The 18,047-nt window shown below is 66.9% G+C and carries 17 protein-coding genes; 8 read left to right on the forward strand and 9 right to left on the reverse strand.

Translation table 11 applies throughout. The features are described 5' to 3' along the window. The first annotated feature begins 534 nt into the window (after positions 1–534). The gene (locus tag ACQR1B_RS20005; RefSeq protein WP_434833259.1) at positions 535–1,314 is read left to right on the forward strand and encodes a hypothetical protein; all 780 of its coding nucleotides are present in this window, start codon (positions 535–537) and stop codon (positions 1,312–1,314) included. A 79-nt stretch (positions 1,315–1,393) separates the two neighbouring features. Here ACQR1B_RS20005 and rplI read toward each other — a convergent pair whose 3' ends face one another. The 4 genes from rplI to rpsF all read right to left on the reverse strand — a co-directional run bounded on the left by rplI (position 1,394) and on the right by rpsF (position 3,830). Further along, positions 1,394–1,984, reverse strand: coding sequence for a 50S ribosomal protein L9 (rplI, locus tag ACQR1B_RS20010; RefSeq protein ID WP_434833258.1), 591 nt, complete (start codon positions 1,982–1,984; stop codon positions 1,394–1,396). Between the two features lie 49 nt (positions 1,985–2,033). After that, a complete protein-coding gene (locus ACQR1B_RS20015) occupies positions 2,034–2,990 on the reverse strand; it encodes a DUF2232 domain-containing protein (RefSeq protein ID WP_434833257.1) in 957 nt (318 codons plus the stop codon). A 133-nt stretch (positions 2,991–3,123) separates the two neighbouring features. Further along, complete coding sequence (gene rpsR, locus ACQR1B_RS20020) at positions 3,124–3,363, reverse strand: 30S ribosomal protein S18 (protein WP_008963441.1); 240 nt, start codon at positions 3,361–3,363, stop codon at positions 3,124–3,126. A 5-nt stretch (positions 3,364–3,368) separates the two neighbouring features. Then, entirely contained in the window at positions 3,369–3,830 is a 462-nt protein-coding gene (gene rpsF, locus ACQR1B_RS20025) for a 30S ribosomal protein S6 (protein WP_434833256.1), read from the reverse strand. 372 nt (positions 3,831–4,202) lie between these two features. Here rpsF and fabD point away from each other — a divergent pair, with 372 nt between their 5' ends. From fabD to gmk, 7 genes are all read left to right on the forward strand, one after another. Next, positions 4,203–5,162 carry an ACP S-malonyltransferase gene (gene fabD / locus ACQR1B_RS20030; protein ID WP_434833255.1) on the forward strand — a complete coding sequence of 320 codons (960 nt, stop codon included), beginning with the start codon at positions 4,203–4,205 and terminating at the stop codon, positions 5,160–5,162. 34 nt (positions 5,163–5,196) lie between these two features. After that, positions 5,197–5,934, forward strand: a complete 738-nt coding sequence (fabG, locus tag ACQR1B_RS20035; protein ID WP_434833254.1) for a 3-oxoacyl-[acyl-carrier-protein] reductase — start codon at positions 5,197–5,199, stop codon at positions 5,932–5,934. 438 nt (positions 5,935–6,372) lie between these two features. Beyond that, the gene (locus ACQR1B_RS20040) at positions 6,373–6,612 is read left to right on the forward strand and encodes an acyl carrier protein (protein WP_006610957.1); all 240 of its coding nucleotides are present in this window, start codon (positions 6,373–6,375) and stop codon (positions 6,610–6,612) included. 216 nt (positions 6,613–6,828) lie between these two features. Next, positions 6,829–8,097, forward strand: coding sequence for a beta-ketoacyl-ACP synthase II (gene fabF / locus ACQR1B_RS20045; RefSeq protein WP_434833253.1), 1,269 nt, complete (start codon positions 6,829–6,831; stop codon positions 8,095–8,097). Between the two features lie 260 nt (positions 8,098–8,357). Continuing rightward, positions 8,358–9,638: an endolytic transglycosylase MltG gene (mltG, locus tag ACQR1B_RS20050; protein ID WP_434833252.1), complete on the forward strand. Its 1,281-nt coding sequence runs from the start codon at positions 8,358–8,360 to the stop codon at positions 9,636–9,638. 123 nt (positions 9,639–9,761) lie between these two features. Then, the gene (locus ACQR1B_RS20055) at positions 9,762–10,649 is read left to right on the forward strand and encodes a YicC/YloC family endoribonuclease (protein ID WP_434833251.1); all 888 of its coding nucleotides are present in this window, start codon (positions 9,762–9,764) and stop codon (positions 10,647–10,649) included. A gap of 3 nt (positions 10,650–10,652) precedes the next feature. Beyond that, positions 10,653–11,312 carry a guanylate kinase gene (gmk, locus tag ACQR1B_RS20060; protein WP_434833250.1) on the forward strand — a complete coding sequence of 220 codons (660 nt, stop codon included), beginning with the start codon at positions 10,653–10,655 and terminating at the stop codon, positions 11,310–11,312. Between the two features lie 8 nt (positions 11,313–11,320). On the opposite strand, the gene ACQR1B_RS20065 is transcribed toward gmk, so the two are convergent. The 5 genes from ACQR1B_RS20065 to ACQR1B_RS20085 form a co-directional block, all read right to left on the reverse strand. Next, positions 11,321–13,645 carry a hypothetical protein gene (locus ACQR1B_RS20065; RefSeq protein ID WP_434833249.1) on the reverse strand — a complete coding sequence of 775 codons (2,325 nt, stop codon included), beginning with the start codon at positions 13,643–13,645 and terminating at the stop codon, positions 11,321–11,323. Positions 13,646–14,078: 433 nt separating this feature from the next. Beyond that, the gene (locus tag ACQR1B_RS20070) at positions 14,079–15,140 is read right to left on the reverse strand and encodes an alcohol dehydrogenase (protein WP_434833248.1); all 1,062 of its coding nucleotides are present in this window, start codon (positions 15,138–15,140) and stop codon (positions 14,079–14,081) included. A 27-nt stretch (positions 15,141–15,167) separates the two neighbouring features. After that, positions 15,168–16,028: a 16S rRNA (adenine(1518)-N(6)/adenine(1519)-N(6))-dimethyltransferase RsmA gene (gene rsmA / locus ACQR1B_RS20075; RefSeq protein WP_434833247.1), complete on the reverse strand. Its 861-nt coding sequence runs from the start codon at positions 16,026–16,028 to the stop codon at positions 15,168–15,170. Next, positions 16,025–17,026: a 4-hydroxythreonine-4-phosphate dehydrogenase PdxA gene (gene pdxA, locus ACQR1B_RS20080; protein ID WP_434833246.1), complete on the reverse strand. Its 1,002-nt coding sequence runs from the start codon at positions 17,024–17,026 to the stop codon at positions 16,025–16,027. The genes rsmA and pdxA overlap by 4 nt, the downstream gene beginning before the upstream one ends. Continuing rightward, a complete protein-coding gene (locus tag ACQR1B_RS20085; protein ID WP_434833245.1) occupies positions 17,023–17,964 on the reverse strand; it encodes a SurA N-terminal domain-containing protein in 942 nt (313 codons plus the stop codon). Before ACQR1B_RS20085 ends, pdxA begins: the two co-directional genes overlap by 4 nt. Between the last annotated feature and the right edge of the window lie 83 nt (positions 17,965–18,047).

Genomic DNA, 18,047 nt, shown 5'->3' on the forward strand with positions numbered 1-18,047 from the left:
CGGTGAGATGGGTTGGAGAGCGGGAACGGGCCGGCGTGCACTGGCCGCCATCCGGTCGGCGCGCGAGATCAGACCAGCAGCAGATACAGCAGAGCCAGCAGAGACGCGACCACACCGGCCGCGATCAGCGCGTAGTCGGTGCTGAAGTCGGTCTGGGGTTCCAGCATGGCTCGGGCCTGGCTCTCGATCATGCCGGGACATTACGGCCGGGCCTTCCCGGGGTCTGTGAGCCAGTTCACAGACCGCACGTTTTGTTTGGGCGGAGTCGAGACCATCGCCATCTCGCGTCCAGGACCATGATATTTCACCGATGGACATCTCCGCACAGGTCCATCTGTGCGCTTTCATTCCCTCGGCAATTCGCTAAAAAGGCGACCGCCGGTTGCAGGGTGGGCGCCGGCAGGGCTGCCGTCGCGTACGCGAAGCGGCTGCGGTTTTCGGCGGTGGCGTTCGCAGGACGACGAAGAGGAACGCGGCCGTCGATGTCGGGCAGCGACGGTGCCGTGTGGGCAAAACCATGGCTGGAGAATGAGAATGGTGGGCCGAGCGCTCAATTTGGCGACGGTGGTGGCGGTGGTCTGCATGGGCTTTGCCGGCGCCGCCGTGGCGCAGGAAAATCTCGATGCAGGCAAGACGCCGGCGCAGCTCTTCAACGGCGGCTGCGTGGTCTGCCACAAATCGCCGCGGGGGCTGCTCAAGACCACGTCGGCGAGTTCGCTGCCCGGCTTTTTGCGGCAGCACTACACGACCAGTCCCGAAATGGCCGGCGTGCTCGCCAACTACCTGATCTCGAACGGCGCCAGCGATGTCCGCGCCACGGGGCATTCGGGCAAGGACGGTAAGGAGACGCGGGCCGAGCGCCGGGCGCGGTCGGCCGCGACCGAGCCGTCCGAGGCCAAGCCTGCCGCCGATGAGGCCGCCGAGCCGCGGCGCCGCGGCCGCCATTCCAAGCGCGCGGCGCCGGCCGAGGCGAAGCCCGACACCGGGGCGGAGACCAGGGAACCGGCCGCAGCACCCGCCGACGGCGACAGCAGCGCGCCTGCCAAGAAGGGCAGGCTCGGCAAGCACAAGAAGCCGGCCCAGGAGGGCGCAGCCGCCGACGACACGCGCAGCGAGCCGACCGGCGCGACCCGGCCGGCTTTGTCGCGCGCCGACGGTGCGGCCGGCTCCGAGCCGCCGCGGGTCGAAACCCCGCAGTCGAGTGACGCCGCACCTTCGCTGCGCGCCGATCCGGTTCCTCCGGTCACGCCGGCGCCGGCCACGACCGAGTCGGTGCCGTCGGATCCTTCGGTGCCGTCGTCGCCATCGCGATGAGACAGTCAAAAAGCCCGGCTCGTTGAGCCGGGCTTTGATTTTGGTGCAAGGAGTTTGGTGTAAGGCGCAGGCGCGCCGTTTACTCCGCAGTCGGCTCGGTCGCGCCCTCGTCCTGGGCTTCCGGGTCGAAGAACTCGCCGGCGGCCGCGATCGCTTCGGCGGCGGCGTCGCGGTCCTCCTGGCGGGTCGAGATGTCCTCGCCGCGCTTGATGCGATCGGCCTCGTCGGCGCTGCGGGCCACCGTCACGGTCACCGAGGTCTCGACCTCCGGGTGGATCGCGACCGTGATCTTCTGCTGGCCGATGGTCTTGATCGGCGCGTCGAGCCAGACCTGCGGACGGCTGACGGTGATGCCGTCGGCGGCGAGCGCGACGACGATGTCACGCACCGAGACCGAGCCGAACAATTGGCCGGATTCGGAGGCCTGGCGGATGATGACGATGTCGCGGCCGTCGATCTTCTCGGCGACCTTGGCCGCCTCGCCCTTGGCCTTGATGTTGTTGGCCTCGAGCTCGGCCTTCATGCCCTCGTATTTGGCCTTGTTCTCGGCCGTGGCCCGCAGCGCCTTCTTGCGCTTCAGCAGGAAGTTGCGGGCGAACCCGTCCTTGACCTTCACGATCTCGCCCATCTGGCCGAGCTTGGCGACACGTTCCAGCAGAATGACGTCCATCGATGTTCTCCTTGTGATGTTGGAAGCGATTGATGTGAGGTTGAACTCTTTACGGTGCCGGCAACGGCGGCGGCCGCCGCGGCCCGAAGCGGTTGCGGAGGTCGAAGGCGGCGTCGGCGAGGCCGAGGACGACCATCGCCAGCACCGGCCAGACGAACAGCACGATCACGACGTAGATCGAGCCGAGCCACAGGGCGCGGCTGCGCAGCGCGAGCGTCAGCGTATGCAGCACGGCGAACCCGGTCAGCGCGTAGGCCATGAGCAACGCGGCCGCGGCGATGACGGCGACGAGGGCGAGCAGGCCGCTGCCGAACGCGAAGCCGATCGCGGCCAGCAGGGCCACCAACGTCATCGGCGGCAGCGCGATAGATCGCAAATCGGGCCAGGGCCGTCGCAGCAGTCCCGAAGTGGCGGCGATCTTGCCGGCGAGCCACAGATTGAGACTCAGCGTCAGGGTCGCGAACATCGCCGCGCCGCCGGGCGCGATCCGGATCAGTGCGTCGACCCACCGGTCGGCCTCGGGAGGAAGCGGCGAGTCGGCCGCGCTCAGGAGGCGGGTGAGTGCGCTGCGCAGGGTGTCGGTGATCGTGTCGGCGTCGGTGCCGAGCGTCAGCAGGGCGGCGAAGGTCGTAAGGGCCGCCAGCGTGGAGATCCACAGCAGGATGCGGCCGATCGGATACCACTCGATGACAGCCTGCGCGTCGGGCGCGGTCTCGGCGGTGGCGCGGCCGAGCATCGCGAGGTGCCCGAGCCACCAGGCGGGCAGCGCGACCGCGACGGCGAAGGCGATGCCGTAGGGGAAACTCACGAGCAGGCCGAGCCCAATCGCCGCGGCGATCCCGCCGATGCTGGCGTAGAGCGGACCCCAGGCGATCGCCGCCACCATCAGCGGCAGCGGCGCCAGATAGAACAGGGCAAGCGAGATCAACGCGCCCGACACGATCGAGGCGAACATCACGGCGGCGGCCGCGCCTGCCGCAAGGGCGATGAGAATCGGTGCGATCATCAGCTGTCCCGCTCCTTTCGAGCGGTTAGAGGCCCGTGGCCCCAACCATCGGCAACCGGATGACCCGGAAACCTTATGAGAGAATTCAGAAGAACGAACCGGCGGCGCGGGGCCGCCGATTCGAGGCCGCCGATCAGCGGATGACGTAGGGCAGCAGGCCGAGGAAGCGGGCGCGCTTGATGGCGCGCGCGAGCTCGCGCTGCTTCTTGGCCGACACGGCCGTGATGCGGCTCGGCACGATCTTGCCGCGCTCGGACACGTAGCGCATCAGCAGCTTCGAATCCTTGTAGTCGATCTTCGGCGCGTTCGGGCCGGAGAACGGGCAGGTCTTGCGGCGGCGGAAGAACGGGCGACGTGCGGGGGCTTCAGCCATTGATCTTACTCCTCGTCCGCAGTTTCTTCGTCACGGGGCCGGCGCGGGCCGCGATCGCCACGGTCACCGCGATCGCCACGGAAACCGCCGCCGTCGCGCTCACCACGGAAACCACCGCCACGGTCGTCGCGCTCACGGTCGCGATCGGCCTTGCGCATCATCGCCGACGGACCTTCCTCGAGCTCGTCCACGCGGACGCTCAGGTAACGGATCACGTCCTCGCTGATCCGCTCCTGACGCTCGATCTCGGCGATTGCCGCGGACGGCGCGTCGATGTTGAGCAGCACGAAGTGCGCCTTGCGGTTCTTGTTCATGCGGTAGGTGAGGGAGCGAACGCCCCAATTCTCGGTCTTGGTGATCTTGCCACCGAGACCTTCGACAATACCCGTCATCTGGGCCGTCAGTTCTTCCACCTGCTGGGTGCTCGCGTCCTGACGCGCGAGGAAAACATGCTCATAAAGAGGCATGGCTGTCCTTTCCATGTTGGCGCAGACCCCGGCGTCAAGCCCTTCGAGCCCTTTGGAAAGGACTCGCAGACGTCAGCTCAGAAGGCGGGAACACGGGACGACGGGCCGACTGGCCCTGCCACATCAAAGTCGCCTGGACATCGTGGAGATGTTAGATCCCCAAGATCGAGCAAGGTGAATTTGCTGAGACCGTCCGTTCAGCTCCCGGCTCGGGATCCACGGATGGCGCGCTATATACCGGTTTTCGGCCGCAAGGCAAGGGAAAGTGGTCGAATTGGGCCTGCCACGCGCTTGACATGACCGCCTCGGGCGGTGTCTTTCCGGCCAAAGTTACTCAATTCCAGGGATTTCGGGCGTTCAGGGGGCGTGTCCATGACGGCAGCATTCACTTTTCCGGGGCAGGGGTCCCAGGCCGTCGGCATGGGCAAGGCGCTGGCGGAGGCTTTTCCGGCAGCGCGCGCCGTGTTCGAGGAGGTCGATGCCGCCCTCGGCGAGAAGCTGACGGCCATCATCTGGGAGGGCCCGGCCGAAACCCTGCAGCTCACCGAGAATGCGCAGCCGGCGCTGATGGCGGTGTCCATGGCAACCTTGCGGGTGCTGGAAACCGAGGCGGGAATCTCGGTCGGACGTGATGCGGCCTTCGTCGCCGGTCACTCGCTGGGCGAATATTCCGCGCTGGCTGCCGCGGGCAGCCTGACGATCGCCGATACCGCCCGGCTGCTGCGGACGCGCGGCGTTGCCATGCAGAAGGCGGTTCCGGTCGGGGTCGGCGCCATGGCTGCGCTGCTCGGAATGGATTACGAGGCCGCGGTGGCCGTGGCCGAAGAGGCGGCTCAAAGCGAGGTCTGCCAGGCCGCCAACGACAATGGCGGCGGCCAGGTGGTGGTGTCCGGCAACAAGGCTGCCGTCGACCGCGCCGTCGAGATCGCCCGGGCGAAGGGCGCCAAGCGCGCCATGCTGCTGCCGGTCTCCGCGCCGTTCCATTGCCAGCTGATGCAGCCGGCGGCCGACGTGATGGCGGAGGCGCTGTCGAAAGTCACCATCAAGGCGCCGGCCTCGCCGCTGATCTCGAACGTTCTGGCGGCGCCGATCAGCGATCCCGACGAGATCCGGCGCCGGCTGGTCGAGCAGGTCACGGGGACGGTACGCTGGCGCGAATCGGTCGCCTATATGGCGAGCCAGGGTGTGACCCGATTCCTGGAGATCGGCGCCGGCAAGGTGCTGAGCGGACTGGTCAAGCGGATCGCCGACGGTGCGGTCGGCGTGGCCGTCGGCGGGCCGGCGGACATCGCGGCCGCCAAGGATGCGCTGGCCGCGGCGAAAACGGCGTAAAGGGCTGCTTGCAAGCGGCATTGAGGAGAATTGAATGTTTGATCTGAGTGGCAGGACCGCGCTGGTCACCGGCGCGACCGGCGGCATCGGCAACGCGATCGCCAAGGCCATGCATGCCCAGGGGGCGACGGTGGCAATTTCCGGCACCCGGCGCGAGGTCCTGGAGACCCTGGCAGGTGAGCTGGGCAGCCGTGTGCACGTGCTGCCATGCAACCTGTCGGATGCGGCCGAGGTCGAGGCGCTGGTGCCGGCGGCGGAGCAGGCGATGGGACAGGTCGACATTCTCGTCGCCAACGCTGGCATCACCCGTGACAACCTATTCGTGCAGTTGCGCGACGAGGATTGGGACGAGGTGATCAAGGTCAACCTCACCGCCACCTTCCGCCTGTCGCGTGCTGCGACGAAGCTGATGATGCGCAAGCGCTTCGGCCGCATCATCGCGATCACCTCGATCGTCGGCGTGACCGGCAATCCGGGGCAGGGCAATTACACCGCTTCCAAGGCGGGCATCATCGGCATGATCAAGACACTCGGCGCCGAATATGCCAAGCGCGGCGTGACCGCCAACTGCATCGCACCCGGCTTCATCAAGACGCCGATGACTGATGCGCTCAACGAAAAGCAGCGCGAGAGCATTCTGGCCAAGGTGCCGGCGGCGCGGCTAGGCACGCCAGAGGATATTGCTGCAGCTGCGGTGTACCTCGCGTCCAACGAGGCCGCCTACGTCACCGGGCAGACCATCCACGTCAACGGCGGCATGGCCATGATCTAGGTGCCTCCCGCGGCTCGGAATGCGGCGAAAAGACGTCTCGCCAACTCTTCGGGGCCGCGTGGCCCATGATTCGCGTGTATGGTAACCGGGCCGCTCATGGGGGCACGAAGAACGCCATTGCAGGATTTCCAAACCCTGTATATTGGCGGGGCGAGCTACCATCGTTCGCCGGGCCTCCGTCGGCTGGTGCTGCTGATCCGGGTTCCTGTTTGAGCGCTCTGGGTCGGAGGCGTACCGGACTCGTGGAGTCCTCAGGATTGGAGTTTGTGAGTGGCCCCGTTTCCGAAATTTTCGGACCGCATGTCGTCCGCCAGATTTCGGTAAAGGGGCGCTGCGGGGCAAATCTGGTTTTGCGCGATTGCGAAGGAAGTTTGACGGCCGGGGTGACGCGGATCATCCGGGGGTCGGGTCTTAAAGGAACAAGCACGAGGTTGAACGATGAGTGAGATTGGCGAGCGGGTTAAGAAGATCGTGGTCGAACACCTTGGTGTCGAGCCCGAGAAGGTGGTCGACAACGCGAGCTTCATTGACGACCTCGGCGCTGACAGCCTCGACACGGTCGAGCTCGTCATGGCCTTCGAGGAAGAGTTCGGCTGCGAGATTCCGGACGACGCCGCGGAGACGATCCTGACCGTGGGCGACGCCACCAAGTTCCTCGAGAAGAACGCCAAGAGCTGACGCTCCGGCGAGAGTTATGCGAAACCGGCCGATCCGTCTTGCGCGGTCGACCGGTTTCTTGCTGTTGGCGGCGCCGCGGAGAGCCGTCATCTGACGGCCGGCGAGGCACGATTCGAACGTGCGGCGATGTCAGAAATTGTTGCTCGTACAAATGACCCGAGGTGCCGCGATCAGCCGATCTGCACGCGCTGAAGGGTCGGCTCTGGAGAAACGAACATGAGGCGGGTTGTCGTCACTGGCCTTGGCATGGTTTCGCCGCTCGGCTGTGGTGTGGAAACGACCTGGCAGCGCATCCTCCAAGGCAAGAGCGGTGCGCGCTTGATCGAATCGTTCGACGTCTCCGATCTGCCAGCCAGGGTGGCCTGTCAGGTGCCGCGGGGCGATGGCTCCGACGGCACGTTCAATGCCGACCAGTGGATGGAGCCGAAGGATCAGCGCAAGGTCGACGACTTCATCATCTTCGCCATGGCCGCGGCACGTCAGGCGCTCGATGATGCCGATTGGCATCCCGCGACCGAAGAAAATCGGTGTGCGACCGGCACGCTGATCGGCTCGGGCATCGGCGGGCTGTCGGGCATCGCCGACACGGCCATCCTTCTGAAGGAGCGCGGTCCGCGCAAGGTGTCGCCGTTCTTCATTCCCGGACGTCTGATCAATCTCGCGTCGGGCTATGTCTCGATCGAGCACGGGCTGAAGGGCCCCAACCATTCGGTGGTCACGGCCTGCTCGACGGGCGCACACGCCATCGGCGATGCCAGCCGGCTGATTGCGCTCGGCGATGCCGACGTCATGGTTGCCGGAGGCACCGAATCGCCGATCTGCCGAATCGGCATGGCCGGATTCTGCGCGGCGCGCGCGCTGTCGACCGGCTTCAACGAGACGCCCACGCGGGCATCGCGTCCCTACGACAAGGATCGTGACGGCTTCGTCATGGGCGAGGGCGCCGGCGTCGTCGTGCTCGAGGCGTATGAGCACGCCAAGGCGCGCGGCGCGCGGATCTATGCCGAGGTCTCTGGCTACGGATTGTCCGGCGACGCCTATCACATCACGTCGCCCTCACCGGACGGCGACGGCGGCTTCCGCAGCATGAGCGCTGCGATGAAGCGCGCCGGCATCACCGCCGCCGACATCGACTACATCAACGCGCACGGCACCTCGACACAGGTGGGTGACGAGATCGAGCTGGGGGCCGTCGAGCGCCTGCTCGGCAATGCCGCATCGAAGATCTCGATGTCCTCGACCAAATCCTCCATCGGTCATCTGCTGGGGGCTGCCGGTGCCGTGGAAGCGATCTTCAGCATTCTCGCGATTCGGGATAACATCGCGCCGCCGACGATCAATCTCGAGAACCCGTCGGTGGAGACCGCGATCGACCTCGTCCCGCATAAGGCTCGCAAGCGCGAGATCAACGTGGCGTTGTCGAACTCGTTTGGTTTCGGCGGCACCAATGCGTCGGTGATCCTGCGGCGCGTGGTGAACGAGTGAGGACGGCCGGAATACCGCTTGGACCTGTTGCCACTTTGTCACGCGGATTTCCGACTGCAGCCACACTAGAACCCAACACTTCGCGTGTCCTTCGAAGGTTGGCCGCGCGCGTCGGCGCGGTAAATTGATGGCGGCGAGGCCCGGCGGAAACACCTTTTCGCCTTGTTCGATGACGATTCGTGGGATGGGCGTGGACTTCAGGTCGCTTGCGTGGGGTGCGCACGGCCACGACGAGAGCGACAGCACTGAAGGTTGCATCGATGAGTGAACGGCCGCCCATCTCGCCCCGTAGTCCGCGCGCAGCGCTCGAGCCCGAACGCGTGCCGCCGCCGCCGCGACGCTCGGACCGTGCCCGCAATCCATTCGTGGTGGTCGGCAACGCGATCATCACGCTGCTCCTCCTGGCCATGCTCGGGGCGGGCGCGACGTATTATTACGGACGGCAGATCCTCGAAGCGGCTGGACCGCTGCAGGAGGACAAGATCGTCAACATCCCGCAGCGCGCGGGCAAGCGCGACATCGCCGACGTGCTGGCGCGCGAAGGCGTGATCGACGTCAATCCTTGGATCTTCATCGGTGGTGTCTACGCCCTGAAGGCCAGTTCCGACCTGAAGCCCGGCGAGTATGCGTTCCAGAAGAACGCTTCGCTGCGCGACGTGATCGGTGTGATCGTCGAAGGCAAGGTCGTGCAGCACGGCGTCACGATTCCGGAAGGTCTGACCTCCGAGCAGATCGTGGCGCGGCTGTCGGACAACGAGATATTCACCGGCAGCGTTCGCGAGATTCCGCGTGAAGGAACGCTGTTGCCGGAGACCTACAAGTTCCCGCGCGGCACCAGCCGCGATCAGGTCGTCCAGCGCATGCAGCAGGCGCAGAAGCGCGTGCTGGCCGAAATCTGGGAGCGGCGCAGTCCCGATCTCCCGGTGAAAACGCCGGAGCAACTGGTCATCCTGGCCTCGATCGTCGAGAAGGAGACCGGCAAGCCCGACGAGCGCAGCCGTGTCGCCTCCGTGTTCGTGAACCGGCTGAAGCAGCGGATCAAGCTGCAGTCGGATCCGACGATCATCTATGGTCTCGTCGGCGGCAAGGGCACGCTGGGACGTCCGATCAAGCGCAGCGAGATCACCCAGCCGTCGCCCTACAACACCTATGTAATCGAAGGGCTGCCGCCGGGGCCGATCTCCAATCCCGGCCGCGCCTCGCTCGAAGCAACCGCGAATCCGGCACGGACGCGCGATCTCTATTTCGTCGCCGACGGCAGCGGCGGTCATGCCTTCACCGAGACCTACGACCTGCATCAGAAGAACGTCGCCAAGCTCAGGGCGATGGAGCGGCAAACGCAGAACGATACCGTCGAGCCGGAGGAGGCGCCGCCTGCCGTCGCCGGCGGAGCGGCTGATCCGGCAGGCGCGGCAACCGCGCCCCGTGCGCCGGCCGGGGCCAAGAAGCCGCCTGCCAATCGGGCCAATGGCGGAACTGTCCCGGCCAATGGCGCCCGCCAGGGGGCGGCGCAGCCGAGCCCGCCGGTCGTTCAGCAATAATTTTCCACGCATGCCGGCCGCGCAGAACCGGGCTTAACATTTGCCCAAAAGACCGTAAGGTTCGCGCACTTTTGGCGGGGCTGAGTCTGGCCCCGTTGCTGATTGGCCGGAGATATTGACGAAATGGCGCTGTCGAGCATGACCGGCTTTGCCCGTAGCCACGGGGCGAGCGGTCCCTACTCGTTCGAGTGGGAGTTGAAATCGGTCAACGCCAAGGGATTGGACGTCCGGGTGCGGCTGCCGCAGGGCTGGGACGAGGTCGAGGCGTTCGCCAAGAAGCGCGCCACCGAAGTGCTGTCGCGCGGCACCGTCTATGCCAATCTCACCGTCAAGCGCACCGAGACCGGGTCGACCGTCCGCATCAACGAGGACGTGCTCGCTGCGGTCCTCAAGGTTGCGAGTTCGCTCGCCGGCCGGATCGACGCGGTCGCGCCGAGCATCGATGGCCTGCTGTCGATCAAGGGCGTGATCGAGGTGGCCGAGCCCGAGAGCGATGAGGCCGAGGAGAAGGCGGCCAAGGATGCCGCGACGGCGGCGTTCGAGACCGCGCTGAAGCACCTCGTCGAGATGCGCCGGCGCGAAGGCGAGACGCTCGGCCAGATCCTCAACCTGCGTGTTGACGAGATCGAGGCCCTGGCGAAGAAGGCCGAGGCGTCGCCAGGCCGCAAGCCCGAGGCCATCAAGGCACGGCTCGCCGAGCAGGTGGCGGCCTTGCTCGAAACCTCCGACCGCTTCGATCCGGATCGCCTGGCGCAGGAGGCGCTGCTGATCGCGGCCAAGGCAGACGTCCGCGAGGAGCTCGACCGGATCGCCTCGCACATTGCGCAGGCCCGCGAGATGCTCGGCAAGGGCGGGCCGGTCGGCCGCCGGCTCGACTTCCTCGCCCAGGAATTCCATCGCGAGGTCAACACCACCTGCTCGAAGGCGAACGACATCGAGCTGACGAACACGGGCCTCGAGATGAAGACCGTGGTCGAGCAGTTTCGCGAACAGGTCCAGAATCTGGAGTGATCCATGGCGGTTCACGACGGAAGCTTCGATGGGGTCGAACGGCGCGGCCTGATGTTCGTGCTGTCGTCGCCATCCGGTGCGGGCAAGACCACGCTGTCGCGCCTGCTGATCGAGCGCATGCCGGGCCTGCAGATGTCGGTGTCGGCGACCACGCGTCCGATGCGGCCCGGCGAGGTCGACGGCCGCGACTATCACTTCGTCGACCGCGCCCGCTTCGAGGAGATGGCGAAGCGGAATGCGCTGCTCGAATGGGCGACCGTGTTCGACAACCGCTACGGCACGCCGCGCGCGCCGGTCGAAGCCGCGCTCTCGGCCGGCCAGGACGTGCTGTTCGACATCGACTGGCAAGGCACGCAGCAACTGCGTGAGAAGGCGCGGCAGGACGTCGTCAGCGTGTTCATCCTGCCGCCGTCCGCCGCCGATCTCGAGAAGCGCCTGCATACGCGGGCGCAGGATTCCGACGAGGTCATCCGGGGGCGCATGAGCCGGGCCAGCCACGAGATGAGCCACTGGGCGGAATATGACTACATCGTCATCAACCGCGACGTCGACGAGGCGTTCGCGGAGGTGCAGTCGATCCTCAAGGCCGAGCGGCTGAAGCGCGAGCGCCGGACCGGACTGACGACGTTCGTGCGCGAACTGCAGCGCCAGCTCGAGAGCTGAACGGCCTCTCAGGCGCGGCGGCCGAGACGCGCCAGGATGTCCTGGATGCCGTCCAGCGACTCGTCCTGCTGAATGTTGCGCGGCCGCGGCCGCAGCGCCGGTGGCCGCGGAATGAAGTCGAGCGGCGGGGTCGCCGGGTCCTCGTACGGCGCCGGGCCAAACGCGGGCCGTTGCTGCGACGTGCGCTGTGGTTGCTGCTGCGGCCTCTCGACAATTGCTGGTGCGGATGCGGGCGGGATCGATGACCGGGATTCCAGGAGGCCCATCAGCTGGGCGGCGGGATCGTCGTTGATGCGGGCGACGTTTTGCGGAGCTTGGGCGGCAAACGCGTCCTGGTCGTCCTGAGGCGCTTCGAGTGCGTCTTCGGGCAATGAAAAGCGCGACTGCAGAAGATTGATCAGCGCCGCCGCGGGATCGTCGAGTTCGTTATCATCCGCAGTCGCGGACATCCCCGACATGGCTGCCGGTGCGGCCGCAGGCCTGCCGTCATCCGCCTGATGGGACGGCTGCCGTGCCGCATGGGCGCGAAGCGTTTCGATCAGCGCGGCCGCTGGGTCGCGTGCCGCCGCCGATGGCGCGTCGGCGGAGGGAGATTGATCGGACGTGACGGGATCGGGCTGGGCAGCCTGCTGGCCGCGGCGCAGGCGATTCATCAGTTGCTGCGCGGGCCGAGCGGCCGCAGCCTCAGCCGGCGGGGCGAGGCCGGCCGCAACGGGGGCGTCACCGGCCTCGGCCGGATCCGGCTGCGTGTTGCGCCGCTTGGCGGCGCGCGACACCAGCAGCGCCGCTATCACCTTGGCGGCATCGATCGGTGCGGCGCCGGCAGAGGGGGACGAGGCGTCGCTCGTGCGCGCCTTGCGCAGGGCCGAGACGATTTCGCCGATGTCTACGGGCGCCGGCGGCGCGGCCGCCGCAGCATCCTGGGCCGGAGCTGGAGTGGGCAGTGGCGCAGCGACGAAGGCGGGCGCGGGAATGGCCGGCGCAGATCTCTGCGGGGCAGACCAGGACGCGGTCGGGAGCCCGGTCGGTGCGTCATGGATTGGCGCAGCCTGTGGTGCCATCGCAGCTGTGGCGGCGCTGGCCCTGGAGGCCGCGATCTTGGCGACAGCGGCCTGCGCGGCCGCCAGCTGAACAGCCGCGATCTGCTGTTGCTGAGCCGGTGCTGCCGCAGGCGCCATCATGGCGACTGGGGATGGCTGTGCGCCGGCCGAAGCCGTCTGCTCGACGGCCCCAGGCGGCGTTCGTCGCTCCGCCCCAATCTCTGCGAGCTTGTCGACCGCCTGCCAAACGGCGTCGGTGTTTTGTGGCCGCCGCATGTCAGCGGCGGCGTCGAGTTCTCGGCGGCGCGCCGAGACGGCCGCATGATCCTGACGCTGTGGCGCGGGCGCATGCGAAGGCGCCTGGCGGTATGTGCGGGACTCCATCTGCTCCGGCTGCGATGCGGACAACCGCGCGCTTGCGAGGTCGAGCGCCGAAGCCGGTTGCGCGCCGCGGCTGTTGTCGGCGTTAGAGGCGACCGGCATGCCGCCGCGCCCCGCACGTATCCCGGACGGCTGCGTCTTGGTCCGCGGTTTCATGCGAGCCCGGCGCAAGCGTGCCGCGTCCTCATGCCAGCTTCCGTTGCGCCGGCGCTGCCGTCCCATCCGGCTGAGGCGGTAGAGCGCGCTCGCCAGCAGGCCCGATATCCCGAGCGCGCCGATCACCACCAGCATCAACATGTGGATCGGCGCTTCGGGCTTGGCCGCCTTGGACACGACGGCATCGGTCGCCGGAGGCACGTTGGCATCGGCGTCGGCATTGCCGTCATCGGCCATGGCTGCAGGCGTAGGATCGGTGGTGTTCGTCTGCGGCGGTGCGGACGGCCAGGGCGAAGCATCGAGGTTGCGCGACAGGCTGGCGTCGGACGCCGTCAACGTCGTTGGGGTGATGGCGAGATTTTGCGGCTTCGGCGTGCTCCGCGTGTCCAGGCCGGCGCGCAGCCGGGATTGTGGCAGCTCCCCCATCGCATCGGAGCCAGCGCGCTGCGCCGGACCGTCGGTCCGTCGCGGCGTGAGCTTGGGCGGCGAGGGCTGGGCGAAGTCCCAGGCCGCCGGCTGTTGCACGGGGCGGCCAGGCATCGTCATCTCGCGCCCATTCGCATCCTTCAGATACCAGCAGCGGCGATTGGTTCCACGGTCGAAGCGGTAGTACCAGTGCTGCGCCTCCGACTTGTCGCCGGTCGGCTCGGTGAGACATTCCTCAGCAGCGATGGCGGCACGCGGCAGCGCGCCCAGCACGGTTCCTGCGATGCCGGCGGCAATGGCAAATGCAACTCTTGCCGTTCGGCTTGCCATTGATGACTCCGGATACGCTTACGCAACGGCGCGTTCTCGGAGACAAGTTGGGTGGCAATGAGCCGCAATTCCGGATTTATTCTGGCTCGGTCTTTTCGTTTCCCAGTGCGGCTTTTTTCCCACAATGGGACCCGCTGTGCGTTGCGACGTTGGCCCGAAATGCACGTCAAATCGGTCGCATCGGCGAGATCGACCCATGGGTTGCACCCTCGGCAGCCCCCTGCCGGTACCGAAAACCGCTGCGTTCGTGGACAAATGATCGCCGGCCGGCGGCCGCCATGGTTCGCGTGATGCGCGTCGGTGCCATTTTGCCTGGTGCAGGGGCGGCACGCTGGTCGCATCACCCGCGGTCCATCGCCGAGGCTTCACGTGACGGGACAGCAGCAACAGTCAGCAATGATGCAAGCGCCGCTGCCGTGTCCGACGAGACGAGTCATGAATTCGAGAGCACCACCCGTCCAACCACATGGCCGGCGCGCAGAGCATCGATCCACTTCTGGGCGTCGGCCATCGGTTCTTCGCGCATCGGCGGCGGCTTGATCTTGCCGGCGCGGGCCAGCGCCATCAGTTCATGGCCTTCGGCGAGCGTGCCGACCATGAATCCCTCGATGGTCATGCGCTTGTAGACCCATTGCACCATCGGCAAGGTGAACTGGCCGCCCATCAGTCCGGACACCACGATCTTGCCGCCGCGCGCGACGACCGACACCGCGAACGCCATCGACTTCTCATTGCCGGCGAAGTCGACGACCTCGTCGAAGCCGCCTTCGGTTTCCTTGAGGATGCGCTTGATCACATCCGGCTCGGCGGGATCGTAGGCGGTGGCTGCGCCATTCTGCCGCGCCGTGTCGCGTGCAGCCGCCGAAAGATCCGCCACCGAGACCGGTTGCTTGAACATGGCTTGCGCGAACGACAGGCCCATCATTCCGACGCCGCCGAGGCCGATCAGCAGCAGATTGCGCTGCCGCGGCCGGTCGACCAGGCGCTTCAGCGCGCCATAGGCGGTCACGCCCGAACACATCAGCGTCGCCGCCTGATTGACCGGCAGCGGATCATACTCCAGCAGGTATTTTGCGTCAGGCACCAGCACGTGGGTGGCGAAGCCGCCGTCGATCGAGACGCCGAGGAAGCGCTGCTTCGAACACAGGTTCTCGTCGCCATTGGCGCAGTCGCGGCACTGGCCGCAGCCGATCCACGGAAACACCGCGCGCCGGGCGCCGACCAGTTCCTTCGGCACGTCGGGCCCGACCTCGTCGACGACGCCGGCGATCTCGTGGCCCAGCGTGAACGGCAGGGTCATGCCGCGCGTGGTGTCCAGGCGCTTGCCGCCGCCGAGATCGGCATAGCCGTCCTGAATGTGCAGGTCGGAATGACACAGGCCGCAGCGTTCGATGCGGACGAGAACTTCGCGGGCCTGCGGCTTCGGTGTTTCGACGATGGTCTCGCACAGCGGTGCATCGAACTTGACGAGCGACTGACGGCGCATCAACGCCATGACGGATCTCCCTGAAATGCTTGTCGATTAATTCTTGTTGTCGTTGCGACTATTGGTCAATTCGCGGGCCATGGCAACAAAGCCCGACACCGGAATGGTCTCGGCGCGGCGGGTGGGATCGACGCCGGCCGCGGCCGCGAGACGCGCGGGATCGGACGGCAGCGACTTCAGGCTCTGTCGCAGCATCTTGCGCCGCTGGCCGAAGGCGGCGGCGGCGACCTGTTCGAGCGCGCGGCGGTCGCATGGCTCCGGCACGGGCCGCGGCACCAGCCGCACCACCGACGACGTGACCTTGGGCGGCGGCACGAAGGCCGACGGCGAGATGTCGAACAGGATCTTGGTCTCGCAGCGCCAGTTCGCGAGTACGCCGAGCCTGCCATAGGCCTCCTCGTTCTCGGTTGCGACGATGCGCTCGGCGACCTCGCGCTGGAACATCAGCACCATCATGTCGTACCAGGGCGGCCACGGTTCGGCGGACAGCCAGCCGATCAGCAGGTGCGTCGCGATGTTGTAGGGCAGGTTGGCGACGATCTTCGCCGTCGTCGAGCCGAGATAGGGCCTGACATCGAAGGTTCGGGCATCGGTGCAGACGATCTCGAGGCGTCCCGGATAGCGATCGGCGATCGCCTTGAGCGCCGGAATCGCGCGCTCATCGTGCTCGACCGCGATGACGTGGCGTGCGCCGAGCGCGAGCAGCGCCCGCGTCAGGCCTCCCGGCCCGGGGCCGATCTCGACCACGGTGGCGTCCTCGAGCGGACCTGCGGCGCGCGCGATCCGGGCGGTCAGATTGAGATCGAGCAGGAAGTTCTGGCCGAGCGCCTTGCGCGCCGACAACTGGTGTTCGCGAATGACCTCGCGCAGCGGCGGGAGGTCGTCGATCGCGCTCATGACGACTGGCTGGCCATGCGCGCGGCGAGTTGCAGGGCGGCGATGAGGCTGGCTGGACTGGCGACGCCCTTGCCGGCGATTCCGAACGCCGTGCCGTGATCCGGCGAGGTGCGGATGAAGGGCAGGCCGAGCGTCACGTTGACGCCTTCGTCGAACGCCAGCGTCTTGATCGGGATCAGCGCCTGATCGTGATACATGCAGACGGCGCAATCATAGGATTTGCGCGCGGCTTCGTGAAACATCGTGTCGGCTGGAAGCGGCCCCTGCACGTCGAGGCCGGCATTGCGCAACGTCGCGATCGCCGGCGCGATGATCGTGTCGTCCTCGGTGCCGAGCGTGCCGTCCTCGCCGGCGTGCGGATTGAGGCCGGACATGGCGATGCGCGGCCGCGCCACGCCGAAATAGCGGCGCAGGCTCGCGGCGACGATGCGCGTCGTCGACGTGATCAGCGGGCTCGTCAACTGTTCGATCGCGTCGCGCAAGGACACGTGAATCGTCACCGGCACCACCGCAAGCGTCGGCGACCACAGCATCATGACCGGTTGCGGAGCCGCGCCGCCGTCGGCGGCAAGTTCGGCGAGAAATTCGGTGTGACCGGGATGGGAGAAGCCGGCACGATAGAGCACGGCCTTGGCGATCGGGTTGGTCACGACCGCGCTGGCGCGCCCGGCCTGGACGTCGGCGACGGCCTGGCGGATCGAGCCGATCGCAGCTTCTGCGCTGGTCGCATCGGGACGACCGGGCAGGGCGGTGGTGCGATGTCCCGTGGAGACGACGGGCAGCGCGTCTGCAAAAGCCTGCGGCGCGTCCTCAGGGCTCACCTCGGCCAGGGGAATCTGCAAGTCCAGCAGTCTCGCCCGGTGCGCCAGGAAAGCGGGATCGCCGAGCACGTAGAAGGCGGGAAGTCCGAGCGCGGTCCGGCGCAGCCAGGCTTGCAGCGTGATGTCGGGTCCGATGCCTGCCGGTTCGCCCAGGGTCAGCGCGAGGGGCTTCGTCATCGGCGATATTCGATCATCGCCGCCTTGCGGACTTCCTGCAGATAGGCCTTCGACGTCGCCTCGTACTTCTTGGTGTACATCTGCTCCTTGATCTCGCGCTTCTTGGGCGTGTCGATCGTGGTCGGCGTGCGCGCGCAGAGGGCGACCATCTGGATGCCCTGCTTGGTCGCTTCCGGCGGAGTCAAATGACCGATCGGGGTGTCGTCGAGCAGCTTGCGCAGATTGGGCGGAATGTCCGCGGAGGTCTTGACGACGATCTCCTTGATGACGGCATTCGCGGTCGTCTTGAAGATGGTGTTGGCATCGGCGCAGCTCTGGATCCGCGCGCGCAGAGCCTCCGCCTCCTTCTGGCGGATTTCCATCGCGCCTTGATTGGACGCGTTTGCGACGATCAGGACGATCGGCTGCATCTTGTATTCAAAGGCCTGGCCCTGCTGATCGCCGTCGCCACCGGCCGCGGCGACGGCGGCGGCCACGTCCCTGTCGGACACGATCAGGCGCTCCTTGTAGCGGCCGCGCACGAGGCTGGTCCAGACGATCTCCGCCTTGATGCGGGCCTTGAGCGTCTCCGGCCGGACCCCCTGGCTCTCGAGCGATCTCGTCAGTTGCTCGGCGTTGAGCCGCATGCGCGAGCCCATGCCGGCATAGGACTGATCGACGTCGGCGGAGGTCGGCTCGACACCGAACTTCTTGCCTTCCTTGATCTTGACCTTGTCGTCGATCAACTCGTTGATGATCTCCTGGCGGCTCTGCTGCTTGCGGGTGCTCAGGAAGTTCAGCTTGGTGCGCTGCTCGACGTCGTAATCGGTGATGGGGTCGCCATTCACCATCACCACGATGCTCTGGGCCCGGGCGGACATCATTCCGGTGCCCCAGACCAGCACCGCAAGAGTGCAGATGATCAGGGCCCGAAGGCGAGGGGGGAACGCGATCGTCATGATCAAGCTTCGCTGTTCGCAATGGATCCAAATGGAAGCGCCGCCGCGGCTCATGCAGGCTCTGCGACAACCGGATTCTCAGC

It is taken from the genome of Bradyrhizobium oligotrophicum (assembly GCF_051168495.1).
Taxonomy (GTDB): domain Bacteria; phylum Pseudomonadota; class Alphaproteobacteria; order Rhizobiales; family Xanthobacteraceae; genus Bradyrhizobium; species Bradyrhizobium oligotrophicum_A.